This is a genomic window from Streptomyces sp. NPDC003284, from assembly GCF_053589675.1.
Genome location: NZ_JBSFSI010000006.1, coordinates 168,417 through 194,293 on the forward strand (window position 1 = coordinate 168,417; position 25,877 = coordinate 194,293).

Sequence of the window (25,877 nt, forward strand, 5' to 3'; positions counted from 1 at the left end):
TGCCGTCAGGCGGCGGGGGCGGGGCCGACCGTGACGACCGGGCCGACGACGATGACGGCCGGCGGGCGCACGTCCTGGGCGCGTACGGTCCCGGCGACGGTCGCGAGGGTCGCGTCGACGCGGCGCTGGGCGGCGGTGGTGCCCTCCTGGACGAGGGCGACCGGGGTGTCGGGGGACTTGCCGTGGGCCACCAGGGTCTCGGCGATCCTGCCTATCTTGTCGACGCCCATGAGGATCACGAGGGTGCCGGTGAGCTTCGCCAGGCTGGCCCAGTCGACCAGGGAGCGCGGGTCGTCGGGCGCCACATGCCCGCTGACCACGGTGAACTCATGGGCGACGCCGCGGTGCGTGACCGGGATGCCCGCCGCGCCCGGCACCGAGACGGAACTGGAGATGCCCGGCACCACCGTGCACGGGATCCCCGCCTCGGTGAGCGCGATGACCTCCTCCATGCCCCGGCCGAAGACGTACGGGTCGCCGCCCTTGAGCCGGACCACCGACTTGCCCTGCTTGGCGTGCTCGACGAGCGCGTCGTTGATGGCCTCCTGGGCCATGGAGCGGCCGTAGGGGATCTTCGCGGCGTCGATCACCTCGACGTGCGGCGGGAGTTCGGCCAGCAGGTCGCGGGGGCCGAGCCGGTCGGCGATGACGACGTCCGCCTCGGCGAGCAGCCGGCGCCCGCGCACCGTGATCAGGTCCGGGTCGCCGGGGCCGCCGCCGACCAGCGCGACGCCGGGGGTGCGGGTGCGGTGGTGCGGGGCGACCAGGGTGCCGTCGCGCAGTCCCTCGACGACGGCGTCACGGACGGCGGCGGTGTGCCGGGGGTCGCGTCCGCTGGCCCGGGTGGTGAGCACGGCCACGGTGACGCCCTCGCTGTGGCCGGTGGCCGGGGTCCAGGCGGTCGCCGCGTCGGCGTCGTCGGCGCGTACGCACCACACGCGTGCCCGTTCGGCCTCGGCGGAGGCCCGGGTGTTGGCGTCGTGGTCACTGGTGGCGATCAGCGCGTACCAGGCGTCGGCGAGGTCGCCGTCCTGGTACGGGCGCCGCAGCCAGGAGAGCTCACCGGCGTCCGCCATCGCCTCCACGGAGGCCGTGGCCGCGGGCGAGACCAGAAGGACGTCCGCACCGGCCGCGATGAGGGCCGGCAACCGGCGCTGGGCGACCTGGCCGCCGCCGAGGACGACCACGCGGCGGCCGGACAGGCGGAGTCCTACGGGGTAGGCGGGGTGTTCGGCCATGGTGGTGCGGCTCCTCGTCCGGACGGCGGTCGCGGCGGCGGTGGGCGACGTGGGGATGCGGTCGAAGCGGTGCGACGGTGACGGGCGCTACGGCTCCGGAGCGGCCCTGACGTGCGGATTTTAACCGTGGGTTCAGGGTACGGCGGGGCCGGGGGGTACGCAGGGGCCGCGTACCCGCCCGGCTCAGGACTCCCGGGTCACTTCTCGGTGACGCCCGCCGAGTCGAACGTCGCCACCTCGTGCATCGCCCGCGCCGTGCTCTGCACCAGCGGCAGCGCGAGCAGCGCGCCCGTGCCCTCGCCCAGACGCAGGTCCAGGTCGACCAGGGGGCGCAGACCGAGCTTGTTGAGGGCGGCGACATGGCCCGGTTCGGCGCTGCGGTGCCCGGCGATGCAGGCGGCCAGCACCTCCGGGGCGATGGCGCGGGCCACCAGGGCGGCGGCGCCCGCGCTGACCCCGTCAAGGATCACCGGCGTACGCAGCGACGCGCCGCCCAGCAGCAGACCGACGATGGCCGCGTGCTCGAAGCCGCCGATCGCGGCGAGCACGCCGATCGGGTCGGCCGGGTCGGGCCGGTGCACGTCGAGGGCGCGGCGGACCACCTCGGTCTTGTGGGCCAGCGTCTCGTCGTTGATGCCGGTGCCCCGGCCGGTGACCTCGGCGGGGTCGACGCCGGTGTAGACCGAGATGAGGGCGGCCGAGGCGGTGGTGTTGGCAATGCCCATCTCGCCGGTGAGCAGCGCCTTGTTGCCGGCCGCCACCAGGTCGCGGGCGGTCTCGATGCCGACCTCGATGGCCTTCTTGGCCTCCTCGCGGGTCATGGCGGGCCCGGTGGTCATGTCGGACGTGCCCGCGCGCACCTTGCGGGGCAGCAGGCCCGGGGTGGCCGGGAGGTCGGCGGCGACGCCCACGTCGACCACACAGACCTCGGCGCCCACCTGGTTGGCGAAGGCGTTGCAGACCGCTCCCCCGCCGAGGAAGTTCGCCACCATCTGGGCGGTGACCTCCTGCGGCCAGGGCGTGACGCCCTGGGCGTGCACCCCGTGGTCACCGGCGAAGACGGCGACGGCCGCGGGCTCCGGGATCGGCGGCGGGCACTGCCGGGACAGGCCGGACAGCTGGGCCGAGATGATCTCCAGCATGCCGAGCGCACCGGCCGGTTTGGTCATGCGCTTCTGCCGCTCCCATGCCTCGCCGAGCGCCTTGGCGTCCAGCGGCCGGATCTGCGCGACGGTCTCGGCGAGCAGGTCGTGCGGGTCCTCGCCGGGCAGCGCGCGCCGCCCGTACGTCTCCTCGTGCACCACCCAGGACAGCGGGCGCCGCTTGGACCAGCCGGCCTGCATCAGCTCGGGCTCGTCCGGGAACTCGTCGACGTACCCGACGCACAGGTAGGCGATGACCTCCAGGTGCTCGGGCAGGCCGAGGGTGCGGACCATCTCCCGCTCGTCGAAGAAGCTGACCCAGCCGACGCCCAGGCCCTCGGCGCGGGCGGCGAGCCACAGGTTCTCCACGGCGAGCGCGGCGGAGTACGGCGCCATCTGCGGCTGGGTGTGGCGGCCCAGGGTGTGCCGTCCGCCGCGGGTGGGGTCGGCGGTGACGACGATGTTCACCGGGGTGTCGAGGATGGCCTCGATCTTCAGTTCCTTGAACTGCTTGGCGCGGCCCTTGGGCAGCGACTTGGCGTACGCCTCGCGCTGCCGCTCGGCCAGTTCGTGCATCGCCCGGCGGGTGTCGGCGGAGCGGATGACGACGAAGTCCCAGGGCTGGGAGTGGCCGACGCTGGGCGCGGTGTGGGCCGCCTCCAGCACCCGGAGCAGCACCTCGTGGGGGATGGGGTCGTCGCGGAAGCCGTTGCGGATGTCGCGGCGTTCGCGCATCACCTTGAGCACGGCCTCGCGCTCGGCGTCGTCGTAGCCGGGCGCGGCCGGTCCCACGTGCCGGGGGGCCTCCGCCTCGGGGGCGGGGCCGTCCTCCGGCTGCCCCTCGGCGGCCTCGGCGACCTCGGCAGCCCGGTGCTCGTGCTCCTCGTGTTCTTCCTGACCGGCGCCCCGGGTCTCCAGGTCGTCCGCCTGCTGGACCACCTCGGGGTCGGGCTCGGCGGGGGCGGCGGTGGCCACGGGCTCGGTGTCACCGGAACGGGGTGCCGGGACCGCCACCACGGGTTCCTGCGGGATCTCGGCGACAGGCTGCGGAACCGGCACCTGGACCGGCTGCGCCGCAGCGGTCGCTTCCTGCTCCGGGGCGGCGACGGGCGGCTGCTGCGGGGCGGCGGGGGGCTGTTCGGCGTGGGGGGCGGCCGACAGGGACTCGGGTTCACCGGTGGACGGGAGCTGGACATCCGGGGCCGGGGCCGGGGCCTCTGCGGTGGGGGCGGCGTCGGGTTCCGAAGCCTGGGTGGGTTCCGGGGCCTGGGAGGCTTCCGGTGTCTGAGGCACTGCCTGGGCCTCAGGCACGGCGGGCGCCTCGGGGGTGACCGGCTCGGTGACGGCCCCGGGAGCCGGGGCGTCGGCGACCGGGGCGGCCTGGGCCTGGTCCGGTCGGGCGGTGGGCGCGACGGCGGAGGCGTCGGCCGGGGCCTGGACCTGGGCGGTCTCCTCGGGGGCGGGGACCGGCTGCGGGGGTCCGTCGACGGCTTCGGGCGCCTGGGTGTCCTCAGGCGCCTCGGCTGCCTCGGGGATCCGGGCTTCCGGGGTCTGGGCGCCGGTCTCGGCTTCCGGGTTCGGGGTGGCGGCATCGGCGGGCTGCGGGGCGGGGGCCGTGACCGGCTGTTCCTGCTCGGCCGTGTGCTCGGCCGTCTGTTCTGCCGTCTGCTCAGCCGTCTGTTCTGCGGACGCCTCGGGAGCACCGGGCTGCGGTACCTGCGGAGGTACGGCCTCGGCCTCGACGGGAGCGGCCGGGGCCTGCGCCGGTGCCGGTGCGGGCTCGACGGCCTGCTCGGGCTCCGGGGCCGCCTCGGCGGGGACGGGCTGATCCGGGGCGGGCGCCTGCTCGGGCGCGGGGACCGGCTCTGCGGCGGCCACCGGCGCGGGGGCGGGAGCCTCTACGTGCCGACCGGGCTCGGGCACGGCGGCCTGCTCGGGTACAGCGGTCTGCTCGGGCACGGCGGGCTCGTCGAGCGCAGGCTGCCCGGCCGCCGCTTCGGGCGCGGGCACGCTGTCCGCCACCAGAGCGGCGGGCGCGGCCTGCTGCGTCTCGTCCTGCTGGGCCTCGGCCGGCTGCTGAGGCTGCGCGGCCTCCTCGGTCCCGGCGGGCTCGGGTGCCTGACCGGTCGTCCGGACCTGTGCGTCCGGCGCGGCGGGGTCCGTCCCGGCGGGGACGGCGACGGCCTCCTGCGCCGGTACGCCCTCGGCGGCGGTGTCCTCGGCGGCCCCGGGAGACTCCGGTACGGACGCGGGCTCGCCCTCGGGCGCCGGTTCCGCGCCGGGACCCGGCGTGACGGCGACGGGCTCGGGCGCCGCCCCGGCCGCTGCCTCGTGCTGTTCGGTGGGTCCGTGCTGTTCCGGCTGCTGCGCCTCGGGGGCGTGCCCCGCCTCCGCGGCGGCGTCCGGGGCTGGTGCGCCCGCCTGGGCGGTGAGCCGGGCGACGGCGGCCTGGGCCGGGCCGACCGGCTCGGCGTCCGGAGCGACCGTGTCACCGGCGGGGGCCGCCGCGGGCGCCTGCGGTGCCGTAGGAGCGGCGGTGGGCGCGGCCGGGGCGCCCCAGGGGGCGGCGCCCTGCGGGGCGCCGTGCAGGCTCACGGCGGGGGCCGGAGCCGCCTGCGCCGCGTCGAGGTACTCGGGTCCCGGAACAGCGGGGGCCGGGCCGGGCTGCCGGACCGGCGCGTCGGCCGGGCCGCGGTCGGCCAGCGAGCGCACCGGGCTGGCGGAGGCGTCGGGGGTCGGCGGGCCGAGGTGCAGCGGCCGGCGCGGGGCCGGTGCCGGGGCGGCCGGCTGGGTCGCCAGGGGGGCGGGGTGCAGGACGCCGCTCAGGTCGACCGAGCCGCTGTCGCGGCCGGACGTCTCGTGCGGGCCCGGCTGGTGGACGGCCTCGACGACCGGTTCCGGGGCGGGCGGGGGCACTTCGTTGCCCCACGCGCCCTGGGAGCCCGGCAGCAGCAGGTCTTCGTCCTCGGCGGGAGACTCGGAGAGGTAGGTGTACGCGCCGTGTGCGGGGACGCCCGGCTGTTCCACCATGCCTGCGCTCTCCGGCAGTCCCTCGCCCGGGACCTGGCCGGTGTCGGTCATGCGTACCCCTCGCCCATCGGTTAGTGCTCCTACGACCAGCTCACCGGGAACGGCGCACCGACCGCCCCCCAGTGAAGAACGAGCGTCCGTGCCCAGCGGCACGAACGACCCACCCAAAAAAGGCGACAAAGCCATTGAGTGGCATTGTCGCGGTCGTCCGCCCGCCGTGACAGCGTCTTCCGCCACGGCCCGCTGTGGACTGCGCCACGTTGCGCGTCCTCCGGTTGTGCCGTACCGCACCCCCCGCACAACGGGTGGGTTTTCCGGACATTGAGAACGAAGCTCCGGAGCCCCCAGTGCGGTACAACGATCGGCCAGCCTACCGCGCGCGGTCCGACAATCCGATCACGGGGCGTGGTCCGCGACCCCGCTGAGCAGGAACGCGACGCTCCGCTCTGTCTCCGTCCAGGCGCGGGTGTCGAGTTCGACGGCCTGGAGCAGGGCGCACTCGACCTGGTACCCGTGTTCGGTCAGCCCGCGGCCGACGCGTTCGGCCGTGTCGCGGTTGGCGGCGTGCGCGACGATGCGCTGCGGGCGCCGGTCGGCGACCGCGTCGACGACGGCCGCTCCCCCGCCGCCGACCCGTACGACGTCCGGTTCGGGCAGGTTCTCCAGGACGTGCGGGGCGGTGCCGTGCACCACCTGCACCTGGACGCCGAAGCGGCGGGCGGCGGCCTCGGTGCGGGCGCAGGCCTCCGGGTCGCGGTCGACGGCGATGACGGCGGCGCCGGCGCGCGCGGCCTCGGTGGCGAACGCGCCGCCGCCGCAGCCGATGTCCCACACGAGGTCGCCGACGCGCGGGCCGAGCCGGGCCAGTTGCGCGGCGCGCAGCAGCTCGGTCTCGCCCTCGCCGAGGGGTCCGTCGTAGGCGTCGGCGGGCCGGGTCCAGCCGCGCACCGGGTCGGCCGGGTCGCGTCCGGCGATCCAGCCGCCGTCCCCGGCGCCGATGCGGGCCCCGTTGCCGCCGGTGCCGCCGATTCCGGCGATTCCGCCGATGACAATGACGACGTTCGGGTCGCGCCAGGTGTGGTCGGCGGCCTTGTCGGAGGTGACGACGGTGACCTGTTCGCGCTCGGTGCCCAGTTCCTCGCAGATGACGAAGGTGCGGTGCACCCCGTCGAGGAGCAGGCCCAGTTCGGCGGGGCCGGCGCCGGGTGCGGTCAGTACGGCGACCTTGGTGTGGGCGCGGCATACGTTCACCGCGCGGCGCAGGGTGCGTTTGTGGGCGACGACCACCTGGGCGTCGTCCCAGGGCATACCGGCGCGGGCGAAGGCGGCGGCCACCGAGGAGACGGCGGGGGCGACCTCGACCTCCAGGCCGAACTCGGGGTCGCGCAGGGTGCGGACGACGCCGAAGAAGCCGGGGTCGCCGTCGGCGAGGACGACGGCGGTGCCGCGGTGCCCGGCGATGCGGCGGGCGGCCAGGGCGACGCTGCCGAGGCGGATGCGCTCGGCGGCGGGGGGTACTTCAGGGAGCGCCAGGTGGTGCGCCGCGCCCGCCACGAGGGTGGCGGCGCCGAGCGCGCCGCGCGCCGCCTCGGTCAGCGGCGTACCGTCCCAGCCGATCACCGTGACCCGGTCGGCCATCGTTGTCAGTCTCCAGGGGGTGAAGCGGGTCGTCACGGGCGACGCCCGTGTGCGGGCTCCGTGAGGTTACCTGGTGCGGCGCCGGGACCGCGCGGTGGGCGGCGGGGCGGTGCGGCGCGGCCGGGTCAGTTCCAGTCAGGGAACGACGTGAATCCGCTGCTGTCGGCGAGTTCCTCGTCGGTGCCGTCCAGGTCCTCCGGCAGCAGGCTCCACACGATGAAGTCGGTGCGTACGTCGGTCCAGGTGCCGTCCTGGGTGCGCAGGTGGGCTATGCAGGCGTTGCGCAGCACGCCCTCGCTGATGCAGCCGATCTTCTGGGCGACCTGCTGGGAGGCGGTGTTGTCGGCGGCGGTGCGCAGTTCGATGCGTTCGAACTTCTGGTCGCCGAAGAGCCACTGGGCGGTGGCCAGGGCGGCTTCGGAGGCGTAGCCCTCGCCGCGCGCCCAGGGGGCGATGATGTACGAGAGTTCGGTGGCGCGGACGTGCCAGTCGGTCTTGGCCAGCTGGACGACACCGACCAGGCGCTGGGTGAGGAACTCGGTGACCGCGAGGTCGAGCCCGCGGCCCGCGGTGCGTTCGGCGGGGGCGTAGCGGCCGATCCAGTGGCGGGCGGACGCCTCGGTGAAGGGCTGGGGGATGTCGGTCCAGGCCGCGACCTGTTCGTCGTTCATCATCGCGGCCAGTGCGGGGACGTCGTCCTCGTCGAGGGGGCGCAGCACCAACCGCTCCGTGCTGATGGAGATGTTGGGGAAGGTGCTAGTCATGGCGCCGCTCCGTAACCTTCGGAAATACCGTCAGGGCCTGCTGAACTGCCCAGCATGCAGCATCGGCGCCCCCGGACGCACCACGGGGTCCGCCCCCTGTGCGGAAGCGGACCCCGGGTGCGGCGGTGCCGGGACGGATCAGAACGCCGGGACGACGGCGCCGTCGTACTTGTCCTCGATGAACTTCTTGACCTCGGGCGAGGTGAGGAGCTTGGCGAGCTTCTTGACCCGCGGGTCGTCCTCGTTGCCCTTCTTCACGGCGAGGAAGTTGGCGTACGGGTTGCCCTTGGCGGACTCGGCGGCCAGCGCGTCCTTGGCCGGGCTGAGCTTGGCCTCCAGGGCGTAGTTGCCGTTGATCACCGCGGCGTCCACGTCGCCGAGGGAGCGGGGCAGCTGGGCCGCCTCCAGCTCCTTGAACTTCAGGCCCTTGGGGTTGTCGGTGACGTCCTTGGGGGTCGCCTCGTACCCGGCGCCCGCCTTCAGCTTGAGCAGGCCGTTGGCCTCCAGGAGCTTGAGCGCGCGGGCCTCGTTGGTGGTGTCGTTGGGCAGCGCGATGCTGGCGCCCTGCTTGAGGTCCGTGAGCTTCTTGTAGGTCTTGGAGTAGACGCCGAGCGGTTCCAGGTGCACGGAGCCGCCGGGGACCGGGACGATGTCGGTGCCGTTCTTCTTGTTGAAGTCGTCGAGGTACGGCTTGTGCTGGAAGTAGTTGGCGTCGACCTGGCCCTGCTGGACGGCCGTGTTGGGGGTCACGTAGTCCGTGAACTCCTTGACCTCCAGCTTGAGGCCGGCCTTCTGCGCGAGGTGGTCCTTGACGTAGGTGAGGATCTCGCCCTGCGGGGTGGGCGTGGCGGCGACGGTCAGCGTGGCGTTCGCGTCGCTCTTGCCGGAGTCGGAGTCGGAGCCGCCGCAGGCGGTGAGCCCGAGGGTGAGGGCTCCGGCGGCCAGGACGGCAGAGGTGATCTTGGCGGTGTTACGCACGAAAAGTGCCTTTCCTTGGGTGGTGCGGCCCCGTAGGGGGTGAACGGGGAGTCGGGTGCGAGTACGAGTACGGGTGCGGCGGCGGCCGAGGGGTCAGGCCGCCTTGCTCACGTCGGCCGTGGAGGAGCCGCCGGAGCGCAGCAGCCGCAGCCGGGGCGCCGGTCCGGACCGGCCGCCGCGCCGGTGCAGGGAGCGGGCGGCGAGGTCGCCGGCGAACTGGATCAGCGAGATGACCACGGCGAGGATGCCGACGGTGATCCACATCAGCTGGGTCTCGAAGCGCTGGTAGCCGTAGCGGATGGCGATGTCGCCGAGGCCGCCGGCGCCGACCGTGCCGGCCATCGCGGTGTAGCCGATGAGGGCGACGACCGTGGTGGTGGTGCCGGAGATCAGGGACGGCAGCGACTCGGGCACGAGAACCTTGCGCACGACCGTCCAGGTGTTGCCGCCCATGGACTGCACGGCCTCGACGAGCCCGCCGTCCACCTCGCGCACGGAGGTCTCCACCAGCCGGGCGAAGAACGGGATGGCGCCGATGGCCAGCGGCACGATGGCGGCGTCGCGGCCGATGGTGGTGCCGGTGATCCAGCGGGTGAAGTCCAGCAGGGCGACGATGAGGATGATGAACGGCATCGAGCGGGCGACGTTCACCACCTGGCCGATCACCTTGTTGGCGAGGAGGTTCTGGAGCAGGCCGCCCCGGTCGGTGAGGACCAGCAGGACGCCGAGCGGGAGGCCGCCGACGACGGCGATCACCGTGGACCAGCCGACCATGTAGAGCGTGTCCCAACACGCCTGGGTCAGCAGCGGGTGCATCTCGGACCAGGTCATCGGACGCCTTCCTTCACCAGCGGGTCGGCCTGGCCGACGACGTCGATCTGCAGACCCTGCTCGCGCAGGAAGCCGACCGGTACGACGTTGTCCTCGTAGCGGCCCGGCAGCTCGATGCGCATCCGGCCGACCTGGAGACCGCCGACGGTGTCGATGGCGGCGCCGAGGATCGATATGTCGATGTTGTAGGTACGGGACAGCTGGGAGATGACCGGCTGGGTGGCGGCCTCGCCGTGGAAGGTGACGTCCAGGACGGTGCGCTCCTCGCCGGTGGCCTCGCCGCCCACCGGGAACAGCGCGGAGGCGAGCTGGGAACCGGGGGTGGCGAGCAGTTCGCTCACGGTGCCGGACTCGACGACGCGGCCCCGCTCCATCAGCGCGGCGGAGTCGCAGATCGACTTCACGACGTCCATCTCGTGGGTGATCAGCAGGACGGTCAGGCCGAGCTGCTGGTTCAGGTCGCGCAGCAGTTGGAGGATGGAGCGGGTGGTCTCCGGGTCGAGCGCGCTGGTGGCCTCGTCGGAGAGCAGCACCTTGGGGTCGCCGGCCAGGGCGCGGGCGATGCCGACACGCTGCTTCTGGCCGCCGGAGAGCTGGGCGGGGTAGGCCCCGGCCTTGTCGGCGAGGCCGACCAGGTCGAGCAGTTCGAGCGCCCGGCGGGTGCGCTCCTTGCCGGTCCTGCCGAGGATCTCCAGGGGCAGTTCGACGTTGTCCCGCACGGTGCGCGAGGAGAGCAGGTTGAAGTGCTGGAAGACCATGCCGATCCGGCTGCGCGCCCGGCGCAGCTCCTTGCCGGCCCGCGGTCCGCGTCCGGCGAGGGCGGTGAGGTCCTGGCCCGCGACGGTGACCGTGCCGGAGGTGGGCCGCTCCAGCAGGTTGACGCAGCGGATCAGCGAGGACTTGCCGGCGCCGGACTGGCCGATGACGCCGTACACCTCGCCTTCGCGGACGTGCAGGTCGACGCCGTCGAGGGCGGTGACCTCGCGTCCGCGTGAGCGGTAGACCTTGGTGAGGCCCGATGTGGTGATCACGAGTGTTTCCGTCACTGTCGAGTGCGCGGCGCGTCGTGGGCGCCGGGCACGGCGTTCATGGTCGGGTGCGGCCGGAACGCGGCACTTGCCCCGCTCTGGGCGAGGGAAACGTGCGCACGGGGGCACGGGCTCGGCCGTCCGCGCCCAGGGGCGGGCGGAGGACAGGAGCGGGCGCTCGCTTCGGGGCGCGAGGCTCAGGTGGTGCGGGGGCCCTCTAGAAGGCGCACATTCGACGCGCGGGACACATACAACGAGCACCGGGCGTCATCGTCGCCTCGGTCGCAGGGATGCGGCAGCTCGTCGTGGTCATGCGATCAGTAAACCAGACCGACGCTGCTGACACGGCACCCTCGTCCGCATCGTGGACGTTCATGGACGCCCTCCGGCGGCGACCGGATCGGGCCCGGCGCACGTCTGTGACCAGCGGGGACGGGCTCGGCCCGAGGTCATGCGGGACGGCGTGCCGGCCGGTGCGCCCGGTGCGCTGTGGCCAACGCCACGGCCGCGCGGGCGGGGCACCGGGACCGGCCCCGGGCGGGGGCGCCGGGGCGGGCGCGGTGGGGTCTTCGCCCCGTAATAGGGTCACAGCATGCTTGCTGCCCTGACGCTGGTGACCGGCGTCGCCGCGTTGCTGCTCGCCGCCTGGTGCGGCTGGGCCGCCCACCGTGACCAGCCGACGAAGGACTGGCACTTCATCGGCATGGCCGTGGTCACACTGCTGGCCCTGGTCCAGCTGGTGATCGGGATCGTGGCGCTGGCGCGGGGCGAGAAGCCGGACCAGGGGACGACGATCTTCGTGGCGTATCTGCTGGGCGCCTTCGCCTGCGTCCCGGCGGCCGGGTTCATGTCGCTGACGGAGCGCACCCGCTGGGGTTCGGTGACGGTCGCGGCCGGCGGTGTGGTCCTCGCCGTCCTGGAAGTACGGCTCTACGACATCTGGGGAGGCTGAGATGACCACGGCCGAGGAGAAGCGGACCGGGGAGGAGCAGTCCGGGCCCGCGCGGACCCGGCTGATCAGCGGACCGGGCATCCTGCTCGTCTGGCTGTACGGCGTGATGGTCGTCGGCGCGGTGTCCCGCTCCGCCTACCAGATCGCGACCGACTTCGGCCGCGCGCCGCTGGCGTACTCGCTGTCGGCGGTGGCGGGCCTGGTGTACGGCTTCATCACGTACTCGCTGGTGCGCGGCGGCGAGAAGGCCCGTACGGCGGCGCTGGTGTGCTGCGCCGCCGAACTGGTGGGTGTGCTGACCGTCGGGACCTGGACGCTGGCCGAACCGTCCGCGTTCCCGGACGCGACCGTGTGGTCCGACTACGGCGCCGGATACCTCTTCATCCCGGTGCTGCTCCCGCTGTCGGCCCTGTACTGGCTGCGCAAGGCCCGCAGGCAGGAGCAGGCGGCCGCCACCGCCACCGCCTGAACCGCCGACACCGCCCGGTGCCGGGCGGCCAGGAGCTGTCCTAGGCGGTCGCCACGTAGGTACCGGCCGCCTTCTCCAGGAGGATCATCGGTACGCCGTCGGGGGCGTCGAAGGCGCCCACCGTGCGGTAGCCGACGCGCCGGTACAGCCGCAGGTTGCCCTCGCTGCGGCGGCCGGTGTGCAGCCGGAACCGGGTGACCTGGCGCTCCTCGGCCAGGGCCGCCTCGACCGCGCCGAGCAGCCGGGCGCCGATGCCGTGTCCCTGGAGGCGGGGGTGGACGCAGAGCTTGCCGATGTCGGCGGCGCCGTCCTCGGTCACCCGCCCGCGCACCGAGCCGACCACCTCGTCACCGAGGCGGGCCACGAAGACGCACTCGGCGGCGACCTCGTGGCGCAGCGCGTCCAGGGTCTCGACGAGCGGGTCGATGCGGTAGTTGCCGTACAGCGCCGCCTCGCTCTGGAAGCACAGGTACTGGAGCTTCAAGATCTGCTCCGCGTCCTGCTCGGCCGCCTCCGAGATGGTCACGCTCATGCCCATGTGCGCACGCCTCCCGCTCACCTGATCACCTGTCGTCCCCCACTCCTATCCCCGGGCTTGTCGCGCCGCAACCTCCGGTGCCAGCAAACGCCGTAGACATCCCAGACATCTGGAACGTTCCGGTCCGAGACTGCCCTGTGAGATACCCAACTCCCCCGCGATCTCCCGGTAGGTGAGGTCCCGCGGGGACAGCAGCGCCTCCAGCAGCCGGGGGCAGCGGCCGGGCAGCCGGCGCACCGCCTCGCGCAGGGCACGCTCCCGCGCGGCGGCCAGCGCCATGGGTTCGGGGCCGCGCTCGCTGTCCTCGGCGGGCTCCGGACCGTACGGCCGCTCGACGCTGACGGTGCGTCGTGTCCTGCGTGCCTCGGAGCGGACCGCGCGACGCAGCCAGTTCCCGGGGTCGCGGGGCGGTCCGTCCGCCTCCAGGTGCTCCAGCAGCCTGAGCCAGACCGCCTGTTCCAGGTCGCCGGGTTCCGTACCGGCGGCATGTGCCTCCGCCGATGCCTCGGCGACGAGCAGGGGGCGCAGGGCGGCGAGCAGGTCGTCTGTCATATGCGGCACGACGCGGCCGCCCCGGCGGCGGGTTGCCGGGGCGGCCTGCGTTCACACCGACGAGGGCGGGCCGGGTCAGCGGTTGACGGACCGTCCGGCCAGGAAGTCCTCGCGGGCGAGGAGGCCGGTGTCCGCGTTGTCGGTGAAGATGCCGTCGATACCGGTCGCGAAGTACGCCTGGAACAGTCCGAAGGAGTCGCCGTAGGCGTCCTTGGCGGTGCCCTTGCGGAACTTCGGCGGCAGGAACGGGTTCTCGTTGCGCATGGTGTAGGGGTGCAGGACCAGACCCACGGCGTGCGCGTCGCGCACCAGCGTGCTGGGCCGGCCGAGGTTGCCGTCGGCCTCCTTGGGGATGATCAGGTCCACGGTCGGGCCGATGCCCTGCGCGTAGCCGGCGATCTCCCGCAGGCCCTTGGGGGTGATGAGATCGGCGACCGTGCGCGGGTCGCCCGCCTCGACGAAGTCGTACGGGCGGCTGCCCGCGTCCGACAGCAGCACGGCCAGCGGGTTGTCCACGAGCCGGTTGAGCCGCTGGATGCTGGTCGGCTCGAAGGACTGGAGGATGACCGGCGAGTTCCGGCCGTCCTTGCCGTACTTGCGCAGCAGCTTCGCCACCCGCTCCTCCAGGCCGAGGCCCAGCTTGCGGAAGTAGGTGGGGTGCTTGGTCTCGGGGTAGATCCACACCTGCCGGCCGCGGCGCCGGGTCTGCTCGTCCTGCCATTTCAGGACCTCTTCGAAGGTGGGGATCTCCCAGCGCCCGTTGTAGAGGGTGTTGTGCGGGCGGTTGGCCGGGATGCGCTCGACCGCGCGCAGCCGCTTCAGCTCGGCGAGGGTGAAGTCCTCGGTGAACCAGCCGGTGGTGGGCACCCCGTCGAGCACCTTGGTGGTCTTGCGTCCGGCGAACTCCGGGTGGTCGGCGACGTCCGTGGTGCCGCCGATCTCCGGCTCGTGCCGGCACACGAGGTGGCCGTCGCGGGTGGGCACCAGGTCACCGGCCTCGACGACATGGGCGCCGAGGTCGAGGGCGAGCTCGTAGGAGCCGAAGGTGTGCTCGGGCCGGTAGCCGCTGGCGCCGCGGTGGCCGATGATCGTCGGCACGGGCAGGCTCTTCAGGCCGCCCCGGTGGCCGGCCGGCCGCGCGGCCGCGCCCCGCTCCGGTCCGCCCTGCGCGGCGCTCGCCGTGCCCGGCATGCCGAGGACCGCTCCGCCCGCGCCGAGCACCGCCGCGCCGAGCAGCGCCCGGCGCCCGGTCCCGCCCGTGCGCTCGCCGGACTCGCGCGTGTCCGCCTGCCGTTCCGGCTGCTGCCTGCCCATGAACCGCCTCCTGGTCTCGTCCCGTCGGTGCGCGCCGATCGTAGGGGGGCGGGGGTGACGGACGGGAGACGCCGAGCGGAACACGCGGGTGACGCGGGATGACACCCCGTAACCTCGGTCACACCGCCATGCGCCGTTCACCGCGTCGCAACACGACTCCCGCGCAGGTGAACGCACGTCAACAGTGGGTAAGAGGTGGTGCGCCCGATGTGCATTCCGGGCCGCGCCGCGAGTATCGTCCTCACCTGCACAGACACATACCGCATCCCTTGGCACCGGAGGGCCCGTTGTCCCGCTTCGCGTTCATCAAGGCAGTGCTCGGTCCGATCATGCGCCTGGTGTTCCGCATGCGAGTGGAGGGCGCGGAGCGCATTCCCGGCGACGGTCCGGTCATCCTGGCGGGCAACCACCTGACGTTCATCGACTCGATGATCCTGCCGGTCGTCTGCGACCGGCAGGTCTTCTTCATCGGCAAGGACGAGTACGTCACGGGCAAGGGGTTCAAGGGCCGGCTGATGGCCTGGTTCTTCACCGGTGTCGGCATGATCCCGGTCGACCGCGACGGCGGCCGGGGCGGGGTGGCCGCGCTGATGACCGGCCGCCGGGTGCTGGAGGAGCAGAAGGTCTTCGGCATCTATCCCGAGGGCACCCGCTCCCCCGACGGGCGGCTGTACCGGGGGCGCACCGGTATCGCGCGGCTGACGCTGATGACCGGCGCGCCTGTCGTGCCGTTCGCGATGATCGGCACCGACAAGCTCCAGCCGGGCGGCACGGGGCTGCCCCGGCCGGGCAAGGTCACCGTGCGGTTCGGTGAGCCGATGGAGTTCTCCCGCTACGAGGGCATGGACCGTGACCGGTATGTGCTGCGGGCGGTGACGGACTCGGTGATGACCGAGGTCATGCGGTTGTCGGGGCAGGAGTACGTGGACATGTACGCCACCAAGGCGAAGGCGGCGTGAGCCTTCGGCGATCGGGCGGGTGGGCGCCGTAGGGGGCTCGGTTCGCCGCCGGGTGCGGGGGTGTGGGGGTTGCTCGCGCCGTTCCCCGCGCCCCCGGCGGGGCGTCCGCCCTTGTCGGAGTGGTCAGAGTTTCTGGTTCTTCAGGAGGAACCACGCTGCTGCCGCGGCTGTCAGCAGGACGGCCGCGCCCGCGCCCGAGGCCAGGTGGAGGCCGTGGACGAAGGAGTCGCGGGCCGCGGACAGCAGGGCCTCGGCGGTGGGGGCGGGCAAACCGGCCGCCGCCTCCACGGCGCCGCCCAGGGACTCGTGGGCCTGCGGGGGTGTGCCCGCCGGGCCGGTGAAGCCGCGGTAGGCGGCGGTCACGATGGAGCCGAGCAGGGCGATGCCCAGGGCCGCGCCGAGTTCGTACGCCGTCTCCGAGACCGCCGAGGCGGCGCCCGCCTGGTCCTTGGGCACGCTGGAGAGGATCACGTCGGCGGTCACCGTGAAGGAGAGTCCGGCGCCGACGCCGACCACCAGCAGCGCCGCGCCCAGCAGCGGATAACCGGTCGCGCCGCTGAGCGTGGTCAGCGCGGCCAGGGACAGGCCGACCGCGGCCAGCCCGCCGGAGACCACCGCCCGCACCGAGAAGCGCCGGGCCGCGGTGCCCGCCACCAGACCGGCCGCCACCGCGCCGACGGCGGCCGGCAGCTCGGCCAGGCCCGCCTCGAACGGCCGCCTGCCCTGGACCAGTTGCAGATACTGGGAGAGGAAGAAGACCAGCCCGGACATGCCGAGGACGGTCAGCAGGTCGGCGAGGACCGCGCCGCTGAAGCCGCGGCTGCGGAACAGCCGCATGTCGAGCAGCGGCACGGGCATCGTGAGCTGGCGGCGGACGAAGCCGTACAGCCCGGCCACGCCGAGCAGGCCCGCGCCGAGGACCGGCCAGGTGAACCCGTGCGCCGCGGCCTCCTTGACCGCGTACACGGTGGCGATCATGCCGACCAGTGACAGCACGACGCTGGCCAGGTCCCAGGGGCCCGGATTCGGGTTGCGGGACTCGGGCAGCAGCCGGATCCCGACCAGGACGAGCACGGCCATCACCGGCAGGTTGATCAGGAAGACCGAGCCCCACCAGAAGTGTTCGAGCAGGAACCCGCCGACGATGGGGCCCACGGCCATGCCCGCCGAGGCGGCCGCGCCCCAGATGCCGACCGCGAGGCTGCGCTCGCGCGGGTCGTGGAAGAGGTTGCGGATCAGGGCGAGCGTGGCCGGCATCAGGGTGGCACCGGCGACACCGAGCAGCGCCCGCGCCAGGATCATCAGTTCCGGCGAGGTCGCGTAGGCGTTGAGCACGGAGATCAGGCCGAAGGCGACGGCGCCGCAGAGCAGGATGCGCTTGCGTCCGATGCGGTCGCCCAGGCTGCCCATGGAGACGAGCAGACCGGCGATGACGAACGAGTAGACGTCGCCTATCCACAGCAGCTGGGTGCCGGAGGGCTTGAGGTCCTCACTGATGTACGGGGTCGCGAGACCGAGGACGGTCGCGTCGACGGCCACCAGCAGCACGGCCAGGACGAGGACGCCGAGCGCGAGCCAGCGGCCCGGTCGCTTCTCCGTCTCCGTCGTGCGGGCCGGCCGCAGGGTGCTGGTCATGGTTCCTCTCTCCGTGGTGCGTCCGCGCGCAGCGCGCCGCCGAGCAGCAGCTCGACCGTCATGTACGTGAAGTCCTTGGGGGCCACCCGGCCCTCGGCCACCGCCCAGGCGGCGGAGGCCAGCAGGCCGAACAGTGCCTCGGTGAGCCAGGCCGGGGTGAGGTCGATGCGGAACTCCCCGCTGTCCTGGCCGCGCCGGAACAGGGTCTCGATCCGCTCGTCGATCCGGGCCCAGCCCGCGTTCACCTCCCCGCCCTCGAACAGCTGGTTCTCGGTGTAGAGGAAGGACAGCAGGCCGGCCGCGGGCTCGATCGCGCGGACCAGCCGGTGCACCGCGTCGCGCGCGGGCCCCTCGTCCGGGCGGGCCGCGTCCAGCGCGGCCTCGCACTCCTGGATGCCGAGCGCCTCCAGTGCCCGCACGAGCGCGTCGCGTCCGGCGAAGTGCCGGTGCAGCGTGGCGCGGCTGATCCCGGCGGCCCTGGCGACCTCGTCCATCGTCGCGGTGGACTTGCGGGTCAGCAGGGCCGCGGCAGTGCGCAGCACGTGGTCACGATCGACAGCCATGAGACAACCATACACCGAATGAGACGTTGATGTCTCACAGGCGGCATGCGCGTCTCAGCAGTCCGGCCCCGGGGCTGTGGCCGGGGGCTGTGGGCTGTGGGTCGGGGGCTGTGGGCCGTGGGAGGTCAGTGCCAGGGCAGCCGGCCACGCCGGCGCCAGTACGCCTGCGGGTCCTCGGCCAGGGCGTCGAGGCGGGCCGCCTGCTCGTCGTCCAGGTCGACGGCCGGGGCGTGCAGGTTGGAGACGAGCTGGTCGACGGTGGCGGCGCCGGAGAGCACCACGCCCGCCCAGGGGCGGCGCAGGATCAGGGCGAGGGCGACCGCGTCGCAGCCGTGACCGGTGCTCCGGGCCACCTCGCGCAGGGCCTCGGGCGCGTCGGGGCCGGCCAGTCGGCCGTTCGCCATGCCCTCCTTGACGATCACGGTGAGCCCCGCGTCGTGCGCCTCGGCGAGGGCGGGCCCGGCGGAGGTCTCCAGGGCGTTGTACGTCGACTGGACGGTACGGAACAGCGGCTCGCCGTCCACGGTCACGGCGAGGGCGGCCCGGATCGCGTCGGCCTGGGCGGGGCCGCTGGTGGAGAAGCCGACGGTCAGCCCCGAGGCGGCGGCCTCGGCGAGCCGGGCGTGCAGTTCCTTGTCGGTCAGGGCGGGGCTGTCCGGGGTCACCGAGTGGATCTGGTAGAGGTCGAGCCGGTCGCCGAGCAGCGCGGCGCTCTCGGCGCGCTGGCGCGCGTAGGTGGCCGCGCTGTGGTCCTTGACCTCGTGCTGCTCGGCGTCGGTGCGCCAGTCGGCCGTGTAGGTGTAGCCCCACTTGCTGCCGACGACGACGTCGTCGATCTCCGGGCGGGCGCGCAGCCAGTCGGCGAGGAACTCCTCGGAGCGGCCGTAGGAGCGGGCGGCGTCAAGATAGCGCACCCCCTGGGCGTAGGCGGCGTCCAGGAGTTCGTGCGTACGGGCGCGCAGGGCGTCCACGGAGCGGTCCGCGCCGAGGTCGCGGTCCCGGCCGAGGTTGATGTATCCGGGGCGCCCCACGGCGGCCAGACCCAGGCCGAGGTGGCAGGTGGGGGTGGTGGCTGCGGCCAGTCGCGCGAAGGGCATCGCGGGCTCCGTTCGGGTCGGCTCCGTACTGCGACCCAACGTACCCGCGATGCCCCCTCGGGCACGTACCGGCTACTTCTTGGCGTCGGCCCAGGCGTGCTGGGCGGCCACGTCGGCCTTGATCTCGGCGAGCTGGACCGCGACCGCGCTCGGGGCGGTGCCGCCGCGGCCGTCGCGGGAGGCGAGGGCGCCGGGCACGTCGAGGACCGTGCGCACCTCGGGGGTGAGGTGGGCGGAGATCCCGGCGAACTGCTCGTCGGTCAGCTCGTCCAGTTCCTTGCCCTCGGCCTCGGCGGCCTTCACGCACTCACCGGCGACCTCGTGCGCCACCCGGAACGGCACGCCCTGCTTGACCAGCCACTCCGCGATGTCGGTGGCCAGCGAGAAGCCGGCCGGGGCCAGCTCCTCCATGCGCTCGCGGTGGACGGTGAGGGTGGCCGTCATGCCGGTGAAGGCGGGCAGCAGGACCTCCAGCTGGTCGCAGGAGTCGAAGACGGGCTCCTTGTCCTCCTGGAGGTCGCGGTTGTAGGCGAGCGGCAGGGCCTTGAGGGTGGCCATCAGCCCGGTCAGGTTGCCGATGAGGCGGCCGGACTTGCCGCGCGCCAGCTCCGCGATGTCGGGGTTCTTCTTCTGCGGCATGATCGAGGAGCCGGTGGAGAACGCGTCGTGCAGCGTGACGAAGGAGAACTCCTTCGTGTTCCAGATGATGATCTCCTCGGCGATGCGGGAGAGGTTCACGCCGATCATGGCGGTGACGAAGGCGAACTCGGCGGCGAAGTCGCGCGAGGCGGTGCCGTCGATGGAGTTGGCCGCGCTGCCGTGCTCGAAGCCGAGGTCGCGGGCGACCGCCTCGGGGTCCAGGCCGAGGGAGGAACCGGCCAGGGCGCCCGAGCCGTACGGCGACACGGCGGTCCGCTCGTCCCACTGGCGCAGCCGCTCGGCGTCCCGGGACAGGGACTGCGCGTGGGCGAGCACATGGTGGGCGAAGAGGACCGGCTGGGCGTGCTGGAGGTGGGTGCGGCCGGGCATCGCCACGTCCGGGTGGGCCTCGGCCAGGCCGATCAGCGCGTCCTGGAGGTCGGCGATCAGGCCGCCGATGATCCGGGCGTGGTCGCGCAGGTACATGCGGAAGAGGGTGGCGACCTGGTCGTTGCGGGAGCGGCCGGCGCGCAGCTTGCCGCCGAGGTCGGGGCCGAGGCGCTCCAGCAGGCCGCGCTCCAGGGCGGTGTGGACGTCCTCGTCGGCGACGGTGCCGGTGAAGGAGCCGTCCGCGACGTCGGCCTCCAGCCGGTCGAGTCCGGCGGTCATCCGGGTCAGCTCGTCCTCGGTGAGCAGGCCCGCCCGGTGCAGCACGCGCGCGTGGGCGCGCGAACCGGCGATGTCGTAGGGCGCGAGCCGCCAGTCGAAGTGGACGGACGCGGACAGTTTCGCCAGGGCCTCGGCGGGTCCGTCGGCGAACCGGCCGCCCCAGAGCCGTACGTCACCGCTGTTGCTGCTCACTTGCGCTGCTCCTAGGGAGAGGGTGGGTGGACGAGCCGTACTCGGCATGCATGATTATGCAGATCTCCGCATGGCTAGTCAATCGCGGCAGGCCGGTCCGGCGGGGCCGGGGCGGCCCGGAGCCCACAATTCCTTAGACAGTCGAAAGAGTTGCCCGGATAATGGGTGGACATGGGAAAGACGTATGAGCGCATCGACGGCAGGCTGCGCACCTTCATCGAGGAGCAGCCCCTCTTCTTCACCGCGACCGCGCCGCTCTCCGGCGACGGCACGGTCAACCTCTCCCCCAAGGGCCTCAAGGGCTCCCTCGCGGTGCTCGACGGGCACACCGTGGCGTATCTGGACTTCGCCGGGTCCAACGCGGAGACCGTCGCGCACCTGCGCGAGAACGGCCGCATCACCCTGATGTGGTGCGCCTTCCAGGGGCCGCCCAACATCGTGCGGGTGCACGGCAGGGGCGAGCCCGTCTTCCGCGACGATCCGCGCTTCACGGACCTGCTCGCCCGCTTCCCCGGCATCGACCCGGCGTCGCACGGACTGCGCGCGATCGTCGTCGTGCACGCCTCGCTGATCCGGGACACCTGCGGCTACGCGGTGCCCTTCATGACCTACGACGAGGACCGCGACCTGCACCGCAGGCGGTTCGCCCGCGAGGACGACGAGTCGCTGGACGCGTACTTCACCAAGAAGGAGCACATCGCCACCAGCCTGGACGGGCTGCCGGGGCTCCCGCTGCCGCTGCCGCCCACGCCCGCGCAGGCGGGCTGAGCGGCACCGGCCGTCAGTGGCCGTTCTGGGCCAGGCGCAGCAGATGGTCGGCGAGCGCCTGGCCGCCGGTCGGGTCGCGGCTGATCAGCATGAGGGTGTCGTCGCCCGCGATGGTGCCCAGGATGTCCTGGAGCTCGGCCTGGTCGATCGCGGAGGCCAGGAACTGGGCGGCGCCCGGCGGGGTGCGCAGGACCACGAGGTTCGCCGACGCCTCCGCCGAGATCAGCAGCTCCTGGGAGAGCCGCCGCATCCGCTCCTCCTTGGCGGACTCGCCCAGCGGCGCGCGCGGGGTGCGGAAGCCGCCCTCGCTGGGGACCGCGTAGATGAGGTCGCCCTCGTTGTTGCGGATCTTCACCGCGTTCAGCTCGTCGAGGTCGCGGGAGAGCGTCGCCTGGGTGACGCTCAGCCCGTCGTCCGCCAGCAGCTTCGCCAACTGGCTCTGCGAGCGCACCGGCTGCCGGTTGAGGATGTCCACGATCCGGCGGTGGCGTGCGGTGCGGGTCTGCGGCAGGGCGGGCCCGGCGCCCGACGCGTCGGTGTGCCCGTGGTCCTGTGCCTGACTCATCGTCGTCCCATTCTCCGGATCATGCGTCCCCGTCGGTGGTGTCCAGGATGCCGGGCAGCGCCCGCAGGAACGCGTCCACGTCGTCGTCGCCGAGGTTCAGCGGCGGCATCAGCCGGACGACGTCGGGTGCGGGCGCGTTCACGAGGAAGCCGGCCTCCTGGGCCGCCTGCTGCGCCCGCGGCGCGTGCGGCCCGGTGAGCACGATACCCAGGAGCAGGCCCGCGCCCCTGACGTGGTCGACGAGCGGGTGGCCGAGGGACTCGACGCCCTCGCGCAGCCGTTCGCTCTGCCGCTTGACGTTGTCCAGCAGCCCTTCGCCCGCGATGGTGTCCAGGACGGCGAGTCCGGCGGCGCAGGCCACCGGGTTGCCGCCGAAGGTGGTGCCGTGCTGGCCCGGCTGGAGCAGCTCGGCGGCCCGGCCGAAGGCGACGGTCGCGCCGAGCGGCAGCCCGCCGCCCAGCCCCTTGGCGAGGGTGACGACGTCCGGCAGGACGCCCTCGTGGGCCTGGTATTCGAACCAGTGCCCGGTGCGGCCGACGCCGGTCTGCACCTCGTCCAGCACGAGCAGCGCGCCGGTGGCGGCGGTGATGGCGCGGGCCGCCTTCAGATAGCCGGGGGGCGGGACGACCACGCCGTTCTCGCCCTGGACCGGCTCGATGATCACCAGGGCGGTGTCCTCGGTGACCGCGGCGGCCAGCGCCTGCGCGTCGCCGTAGGGCACATGGGCGACGTCGCCGGGCAGCGGCAGGAAGGGCTCCTGCTTGCCGGGTTGGCCGGTCAGCGCCAGGGCGCCCATGGTGCGGCCGTGGAAACCGCCCTCGGTGGCGACCATGCCGGTGCGCCCGGTGAGCCGGCCGATCTTGAAGGCGCCCTCGTTGGCCTCGGCGCCGGAGTTACAGAAGAACACCTTGCCGTCGCGGCCGAAGTGCTGGAGGAGCCGTTCGGCGAGGGCGACGGGCGGCTCGGCGACGAACAGGTTGGAGACATGGCCGAGCGAGGCGATCTGCCGGCTCACGGCCTCGACGACCGCGGGGTGGGCGTGGCCGAGCGCGTTGACGGCGATGCCGCCGACGAAGTCCACGTACTCCTTGCCGTCGGCGTCCCACAGCCGGGTGCCCGCGCCGCGGACCAGGGGCAGGCGCGGCGTGCCGTAGTTGTTCATCAGCGCGCCCTGCCAGCGGGCGGTCAGTTCCGCGTTGCTCACGACTCCCCCTCTTCGTCCGGCACGACCATCGTGCCGATGCCCTCGTCGGTGAAGATCTCCAGCAGGATCGAGTGCTGGACCCGGCCGTCGATGACGCGGGCGGTGTTCACCCCGCCGCGCACGGCGTGCAGACAGCCCCGCATCTTCGGCACCATGCCGGCGGACAGGTCCGGCAGCAGCTTCTCCAGCTGGCTCGCGGTGAGCCGGCTGATCACCTCGTCGGAGTGCGGCCAGTCCTCGTAGAGGCCCTCGACGTCGGTGAGGACCATGAGGGTCTCGGCGCCCAGTGCCGCAGCGAGTGCCGCAGCCGCCGTATCAGCATTGACGTTGTAGACATGTCCGTCGTCCTCGGAGCGGGCGATCGAGGAGACGACCGGGATACGGCCGTCGGCGAGCAGGGCCTCGATCGCGCCGGTGTCGATGGCGGTGATCTCCCCGACCCGTCCGATGTCGACCGGTTCGCCGTCGATCTCGGGGACGTGCCGGGTGGCGGTGATGGTGTGCGCGTCCTCGCCGGTGAGGCCGACGGCGAGCGGACCGTGCTGGTTGAGCAGGCCGACCAGCTCGCGCTGGACCTGCCCGGCCAGCACCATCCGTACGACGTCCATGGCCTCCTCGCTGGTGACGCGCAGGCCCGCCTTGAACTCGCTGACGATGCCATGCCGGTCCAGGGCCGCGCTGATCTGCGGGCCGCCGCCGTGCACGACGACCGGCTTGAGGCCGGCGTGCCGCAGGAACACCACGTCCTGGGCGAACGCCGCCTTCAGCTCCTCGTCGACCATCGCGTTGCCGCCGAACTTGATGACCACCGTCCTGCCGTGGTGGCGGGTCAGCCAGGGCAGTGCCTCGATGAGGATCTTCGCCTTCGGCAGGGCCGTGTGCCTGCGGGTCGTGGTCATGAGGAGTACGCGCTGTTCTCGTGGACGTAGTCCGCGGTGAGGTCGTTGGTCCAGATGGTGGCGGTCTCGGTGCCCGCCGCGAGGTCGGCGACGATGTGCACCTCGCGGTAGCGCATGTCGACCTTGTCGCGGTCCTCGCCCACGCCGCCGTTCTTGCACACCCACACGCCGTTGATGGCGACGTTGAGCCGGTCGGGCTCGAAGGCGGCCCGGGTGGTGCCGATCGCGGACAGGACACGGCCCCAGTTGGGGTCCTCGCCGTGCAGGGCGCACTTGAGGAGGTTGTTGCGGGCGATGGAGCGGCCCACCTCGACGGCGTCCTCCTCGGTGGCGGCGCCCACCACCTCGACCTGGATGTCCTTGCTGGCGCCCTCGGCGTCCCCGATGAGCTGACGGCCGAGATCGGCGCAGACGGCGCGCACGGCGTCGGCGAAGTCGTCCTCGGCCGGGGTGAGCCCGGAGGCACCGGAGGCGAGCAGCAGCACGGTGTCGTTGGTGGACATGCAGCCGTCGGAGTCGACCCGGTCGAAGGTGACCTTGGTGGCCGCGCGCAGCGCCCGGTCCAGGGCGGCGCTGTCCAGGTCGGCGTCGGTGGTGAGGACGACGAGCATGGTGGCGAGGCCCGGCGCGAGCATGCCCGCGCCCTTCGCCATGCCGCCCACCGTCCAGCCCGCGCGGGAGACCACGGACGTCTTGTGCACCGTGTCGGTGGTCTTGATGGCGATGGCGGCCTTCTCGCCGCCGTGCTCGCTCAGCGCCGCGGCCGCGCTCCCGACGCCCGGCAGCAGCTTGTCCATCGGCAGCAGCACACCGATCAGGCCGGTGGAGCAGACGGCGACCTCACCGGCGCCGACACCGAGCACCTCGGCGGCCTTCTCGGCGGTGGCATGGGTGTCCTGGAAGCCCTTGGGACCCGTACAGGCGTTGGCGCCGCCGGAGTTGAGGACCACCGCGGAGAGCCGGCCGGACTTCAGGACCTGCTCGGACCACAGCACCGGGGCGGCCTTGACGCGGTTGGCGGTGAAGACGCCCGCGGCGGCGCGGCGCGGCCCGGTGTTGACCACGAGGGCCAGGTCCGGGTTGCCGTTCTCCTTGATCCCGGCGGCGATGCCCGCCGCCTGGAATCCCTTGGCTGCCGTGACGCTCACGGTGCGACTCCGATCGTGGAAAGTCCTGTGGACTCATCGAGCCCGAGGGCGATGTTCATGCTCTGCACCGCGCCGCCCGCGGTGCCCTTGGTCAGGTTGTCCAGGGCGCTGATCGCGATGACGCGGTGCGCGGCGGGGTCGTACGCCACCTGGATCTGCACCGCGTTGGAGCCGTACACCGCGCCGGTGGCGGGCCACTGCCCCTCCGGCAGGAGGCGGACGAAGGGCTCGTCGGCGTACGCCTTCTCGTAGGCGGCGCGCACCGACTCCGCGCCGACGCCCTCCCGGGCCTTCGCGCTGCACGTGGCGAGGATGCCGCGGGGCATCGGGGCGAGGGTCGGGGTGAAGGAGACCGTGACCGGCTCGCCCGCTGCCGCGCCGAGGTTCTGCATCATCTCGGGGGTGTGCCGGTGGCCGCCGCCCACGCCGTAGGGGGACATGGAGCCCATGACCTCGGAGCCGAGCAGGTGCGCCTTGGGGGCCTTGCCCGCGCCGGAGGTGCCGGAGGCGGCGACGACCACGGCCTCGTTCTCCACGAGTCCGGCCGCGTAGGCGGGGACCAGGGCGAGGGAGGCGGCGGTGGGGTAGCAACCGGGCACCGCGATGCGCTTGGACCCCTCCAGCGCGGCGCGGCCGCCCGGCAGTTCGGGGAGGCCGTAGGGCCAGGTCCCGGCGTGCGCGGAGCCGTAGAAGCGCTCCCAGTCGGCCGGGTCCTTCAGCCGGAAGTCGGCGCCCATGTCGATGACGAGGACATCCGGGCCGAGCTGCTCGGCGACGGCCGCGGACTGGCCGTGCGGCAGGGCGAGGAAGACGACGTCATGGCCGGACAGCGCCTCGGGCGTGGTGGGCGCGAGCACCCGGTCGGCCAGCGGCAGCAGGTGCGGCTGGAGCGTGCCGAGCCGTTGGCCGGCGTTGGAGTTGCCGGTCAGGGCACCGATCTCGACCCCGGGGTGCGCGAGCAGCAGACGCAGCGCTTCTCCGCCCGCGTATCCACTCGCTCCGGCGATCGCCACACGTACAGCCATGAGCCCTCCTCCTCGATGGCATGACTATACGTAGCGATGC

The 25,877-nt window shown here is 73.3% G+C and carries 23 protein-coding genes; 4 read left to right on the top strand and 19 right to left on the bottom strand.

The annotated features are described in order from the left end of the window. Positions 1-5: 5 nt before the first annotated feature. The 7 genes from cobA to ACWDYF_RS15640 form a co-directional block, all read right to left on the bottom strand. The gene (cobA, locus tag ACWDYF_RS15610) at positions 6-1,238 is read right to left on the bottom strand and encodes a uroporphyrinogen-III C-methyltransferase (protein WP_381737054.1); all 1,233 of its coding nucleotides are present in this window, start codon (positions 1,236-1,238) and stop codon (positions 6-8) included. 197 nt (positions 1,239-1,435) lie between these two features. After that, positions 1,436-5,461, bottom strand: a complete 4,026-nt coding sequence (cobT, locus tag ACWDYF_RS15615) for a nicotinate-nucleotide--dimethylbenzimidazole phosphoribosyltransferase (protein ID WP_389464150.1) — start codon at positions 5,459-5,461, stop codon at positions 1,436-1,438. Positions 5,462-5,806: 345 nt separating this feature from the next. Further along, a complete protein-coding gene (cbiE, locus tag ACWDYF_RS15620; RefSeq protein WP_389464149.1) occupies positions 5,807-7,048 on the bottom strand; it encodes a precorrin-6y C5,15-methyltransferase (decarboxylating) subunit CbiE in 1,242 nt (413 codons plus the stop codon). Between the two features lie 125 nt (positions 7,049-7,173). Next, a complete protein-coding gene (locus ACWDYF_RS15625; protein ID WP_026252936.1) occupies positions 7,174-7,812 on the bottom strand; it encodes a GNAT family N-acetyltransferase in 639 nt (212 codons plus the stop codon). A gap of 138 nt (positions 7,813-7,950) precedes the next feature. After that, positions 7,951-8,790 (bottom strand): MetQ/NlpA family ABC transporter substrate-binding protein, encoded by an 840-nt coding sequence (locus tag ACWDYF_RS15630; protein WP_389464146.1) that lies wholly within the window; start codon positions 8,788-8,790, stop codon positions 7,951-7,953. Positions 8,791-8,883: 93 nt separating this feature from the next. Continuing rightward, on the bottom strand, positions 8,884-9,621 hold the full coding sequence (locus ACWDYF_RS15635; protein ID WP_389464144.1) for a methionine ABC transporter permease: 738 nt from the start codon (positions 9,619-9,621) through the stop codon (positions 8,884-8,886). Beyond that, positions 9,618-10,652, bottom strand: coding sequence for a methionine ABC transporter ATP-binding protein (locus tag ACWDYF_RS15640; RefSeq protein WP_381737049.1), 1,035 nt, complete (start codon positions 10,650-10,652; stop codon positions 9,618-9,620). Before ACWDYF_RS15640 ends, ACWDYF_RS15635 begins: the two co-directional genes overlap by 4 nt. A gap of 589 nt (positions 10,653-11,241) precedes the next feature. On the opposite strand from ACWDYF_RS15640, the gene ACWDYF_RS15645 reads away from it, so the two are divergent. Next, positions 11,242-11,601, top strand: coding sequence for a hypothetical protein (locus ACWDYF_RS15645; protein ID WP_026252937.1), 360 nt, complete (start codon positions 11,242-11,244; stop codon positions 11,599-11,601). Between the two features lies 1 nt (position 11,602). Further along, positions 11,603-12,070: a hypothetical protein gene (locus ACWDYF_RS15650; protein ID WP_389464142.1), complete on the top strand. Its 468-nt coding sequence runs from the start codon at positions 11,603-11,605 to the stop codon at positions 12,068-12,070. Between the two features lie 40 nt (positions 12,071-12,110). Here ACWDYF_RS15650 and ACWDYF_RS15655 read toward each other — a convergent pair whose 3' ends face one another. The 3 genes from ACWDYF_RS15655 to ACWDYF_RS15665 form a co-directional block, all read right to left on the bottom strand. Further along, the gene (locus ACWDYF_RS15655; protein ID WP_382846523.1) at positions 12,111-12,608 is read right to left on the bottom strand and encodes a GNAT family N-acetyltransferase; all 498 of its coding nucleotides are present in this window, start codon (positions 12,606-12,608) and stop codon (positions 12,111-12,113) included. Positions 12,609-12,653: 45 nt separating this feature from the next. Then, positions 12,654-13,160, bottom strand: coding sequence for an RNA polymerase sigma factor (locus tag ACWDYF_RS15660; RefSeq protein ID WP_018570273.1), 507 nt, complete (start codon positions 13,158-13,160; stop codon positions 12,654-12,656). Positions 13,161-13,235: 75 nt separating this feature from the next. Then, positions 13,236-14,474, bottom strand: coding sequence for a glycerophosphodiester phosphodiesterase (locus ACWDYF_RS15665; RefSeq protein ID WP_389464140.1), 1,239 nt, complete (start codon positions 14,472-14,474; stop codon positions 13,236-13,238). Positions 14,475-14,761: 287 nt separating this feature from the next. Here ACWDYF_RS15665 and ACWDYF_RS15670 point away from each other — a divergent pair, with 287 nt between their 5' ends. Then, the gene (locus ACWDYF_RS15670; protein ID WP_381737046.1) at positions 14,762-15,433 is read left to right on the top strand and encodes a lysophospholipid acyltransferase family protein; all 672 of its coding nucleotides are present in this window, start codon (positions 14,762-14,764) and stop codon (positions 15,431-15,433) included. A 123-nt stretch (positions 15,434-15,556) separates the two neighbouring features. Here the strand turns inward: ACWDYF_RS15670 and ACWDYF_RS15675 are convergent, their stop codons facing one another. The 4 genes from ACWDYF_RS15675 to argH form a co-directional block, all read right to left on the bottom strand. After that, positions 15,557-17,068 carry an MFS transporter gene (locus ACWDYF_RS15675; protein WP_381737045.1) on the bottom strand — a complete coding sequence of 504 codons (1,512 nt, stop codon included), beginning with the start codon at positions 17,066-17,068 and terminating at the stop codon, positions 15,557-15,559. Next, entirely contained in the window at positions 17,065-17,631 is a 567-nt protein-coding gene (locus ACWDYF_RS15680; protein WP_381737044.1) for a TetR/AcrR family transcriptional regulator, read from the bottom strand. The genes ACWDYF_RS15675 and ACWDYF_RS15680 overlap by 4 nt, the downstream gene beginning before the upstream one ends. Before the next feature lie 125 nt (positions 17,632-17,756). Continuing rightward, positions 17,757-18,728, bottom strand: a complete 972-nt coding sequence (locus ACWDYF_RS15685; RefSeq protein WP_381737043.1) for an aldo/keto reductase — start codon at positions 18,726-18,728, stop codon at positions 17,757-17,759. A 72-nt stretch (positions 18,729-18,800) separates the two neighbouring features. Further along, a complete protein-coding gene (argH, locus tag ACWDYF_RS15690) occupies positions 18,801-20,228 on the bottom strand; it encodes an argininosuccinate lyase (RefSeq protein ID WP_389464136.1) in 1,428 nt (475 codons plus the stop codon). 171 nt (positions 20,229-20,399) lie between these two features. Between argH and ACWDYF_RS15695 the strand changes: the two genes are divergently transcribed. Next, entirely contained in the window at positions 20,400-20,996 is a 597-nt protein-coding gene (locus ACWDYF_RS15695; protein ID WP_355478621.1) for a pyridoxamine 5'-phosphate oxidase family protein, read from the top strand. Between the two features lie 13 nt (positions 20,997-21,009). Here ACWDYF_RS15695 and ACWDYF_RS15700 read toward each other — a convergent pair whose 3' ends face one another. The 5 genes from ACWDYF_RS15700 to argC are packed head-to-tail and all read right to left on the bottom strand — an operon-like array spanning position 21,010 to position 25,837. After that, positions 21,010-21,561: an arginine repressor gene (locus ACWDYF_RS15700; protein ID WP_018570281.1), complete on the bottom strand. Its 552-nt coding sequence runs from the start codon at positions 21,559-21,561 to the stop codon at positions 21,010-21,012. A gap of 19 nt (positions 21,562-21,580) precedes the next feature. Next, positions 21,581-22,765 carry an acetylornithine transaminase gene (locus tag ACWDYF_RS15705; protein WP_389464133.1) on the bottom strand — a complete coding sequence of 395 codons (1,185 nt, stop codon included), beginning with the start codon at positions 22,763-22,765 and terminating at the stop codon, positions 21,581-21,583. Further along, complete coding sequence (gene argB / locus ACWDYF_RS15710) at positions 22,762-23,664, bottom strand: acetylglutamate kinase (protein ID WP_018570283.1); 903 nt, start codon at positions 23,662-23,664, stop codon at positions 22,762-22,764. The genes ACWDYF_RS15705 and argB overlap by 4 nt, the downstream gene beginning before the upstream one ends. Beyond that, complete coding sequence (gene argJ, locus ACWDYF_RS15715; RefSeq protein WP_389464131.1) at positions 23,661-24,812, bottom strand: bifunctional glutamate N-acetyltransferase/amino-acid acetyltransferase ArgJ; 1,152 nt, start codon at positions 24,810-24,812, stop codon at positions 23,661-23,663. The genes argB and argJ overlap by 4 nt, the downstream gene beginning before the upstream one ends. Further along, complete coding sequence (gene argC / locus ACWDYF_RS15720; protein WP_381737039.1) at positions 24,809-25,837, bottom strand: N-acetyl-gamma-glutamyl-phosphate reductase; 1,029 nt, start codon at positions 25,835-25,837, stop codon at positions 24,809-24,811. Before argC ends, argJ begins: the two co-directional genes overlap by 4 nt. Between the last annotated feature and the right edge of the window lie 40 nt (positions 25,838-25,877).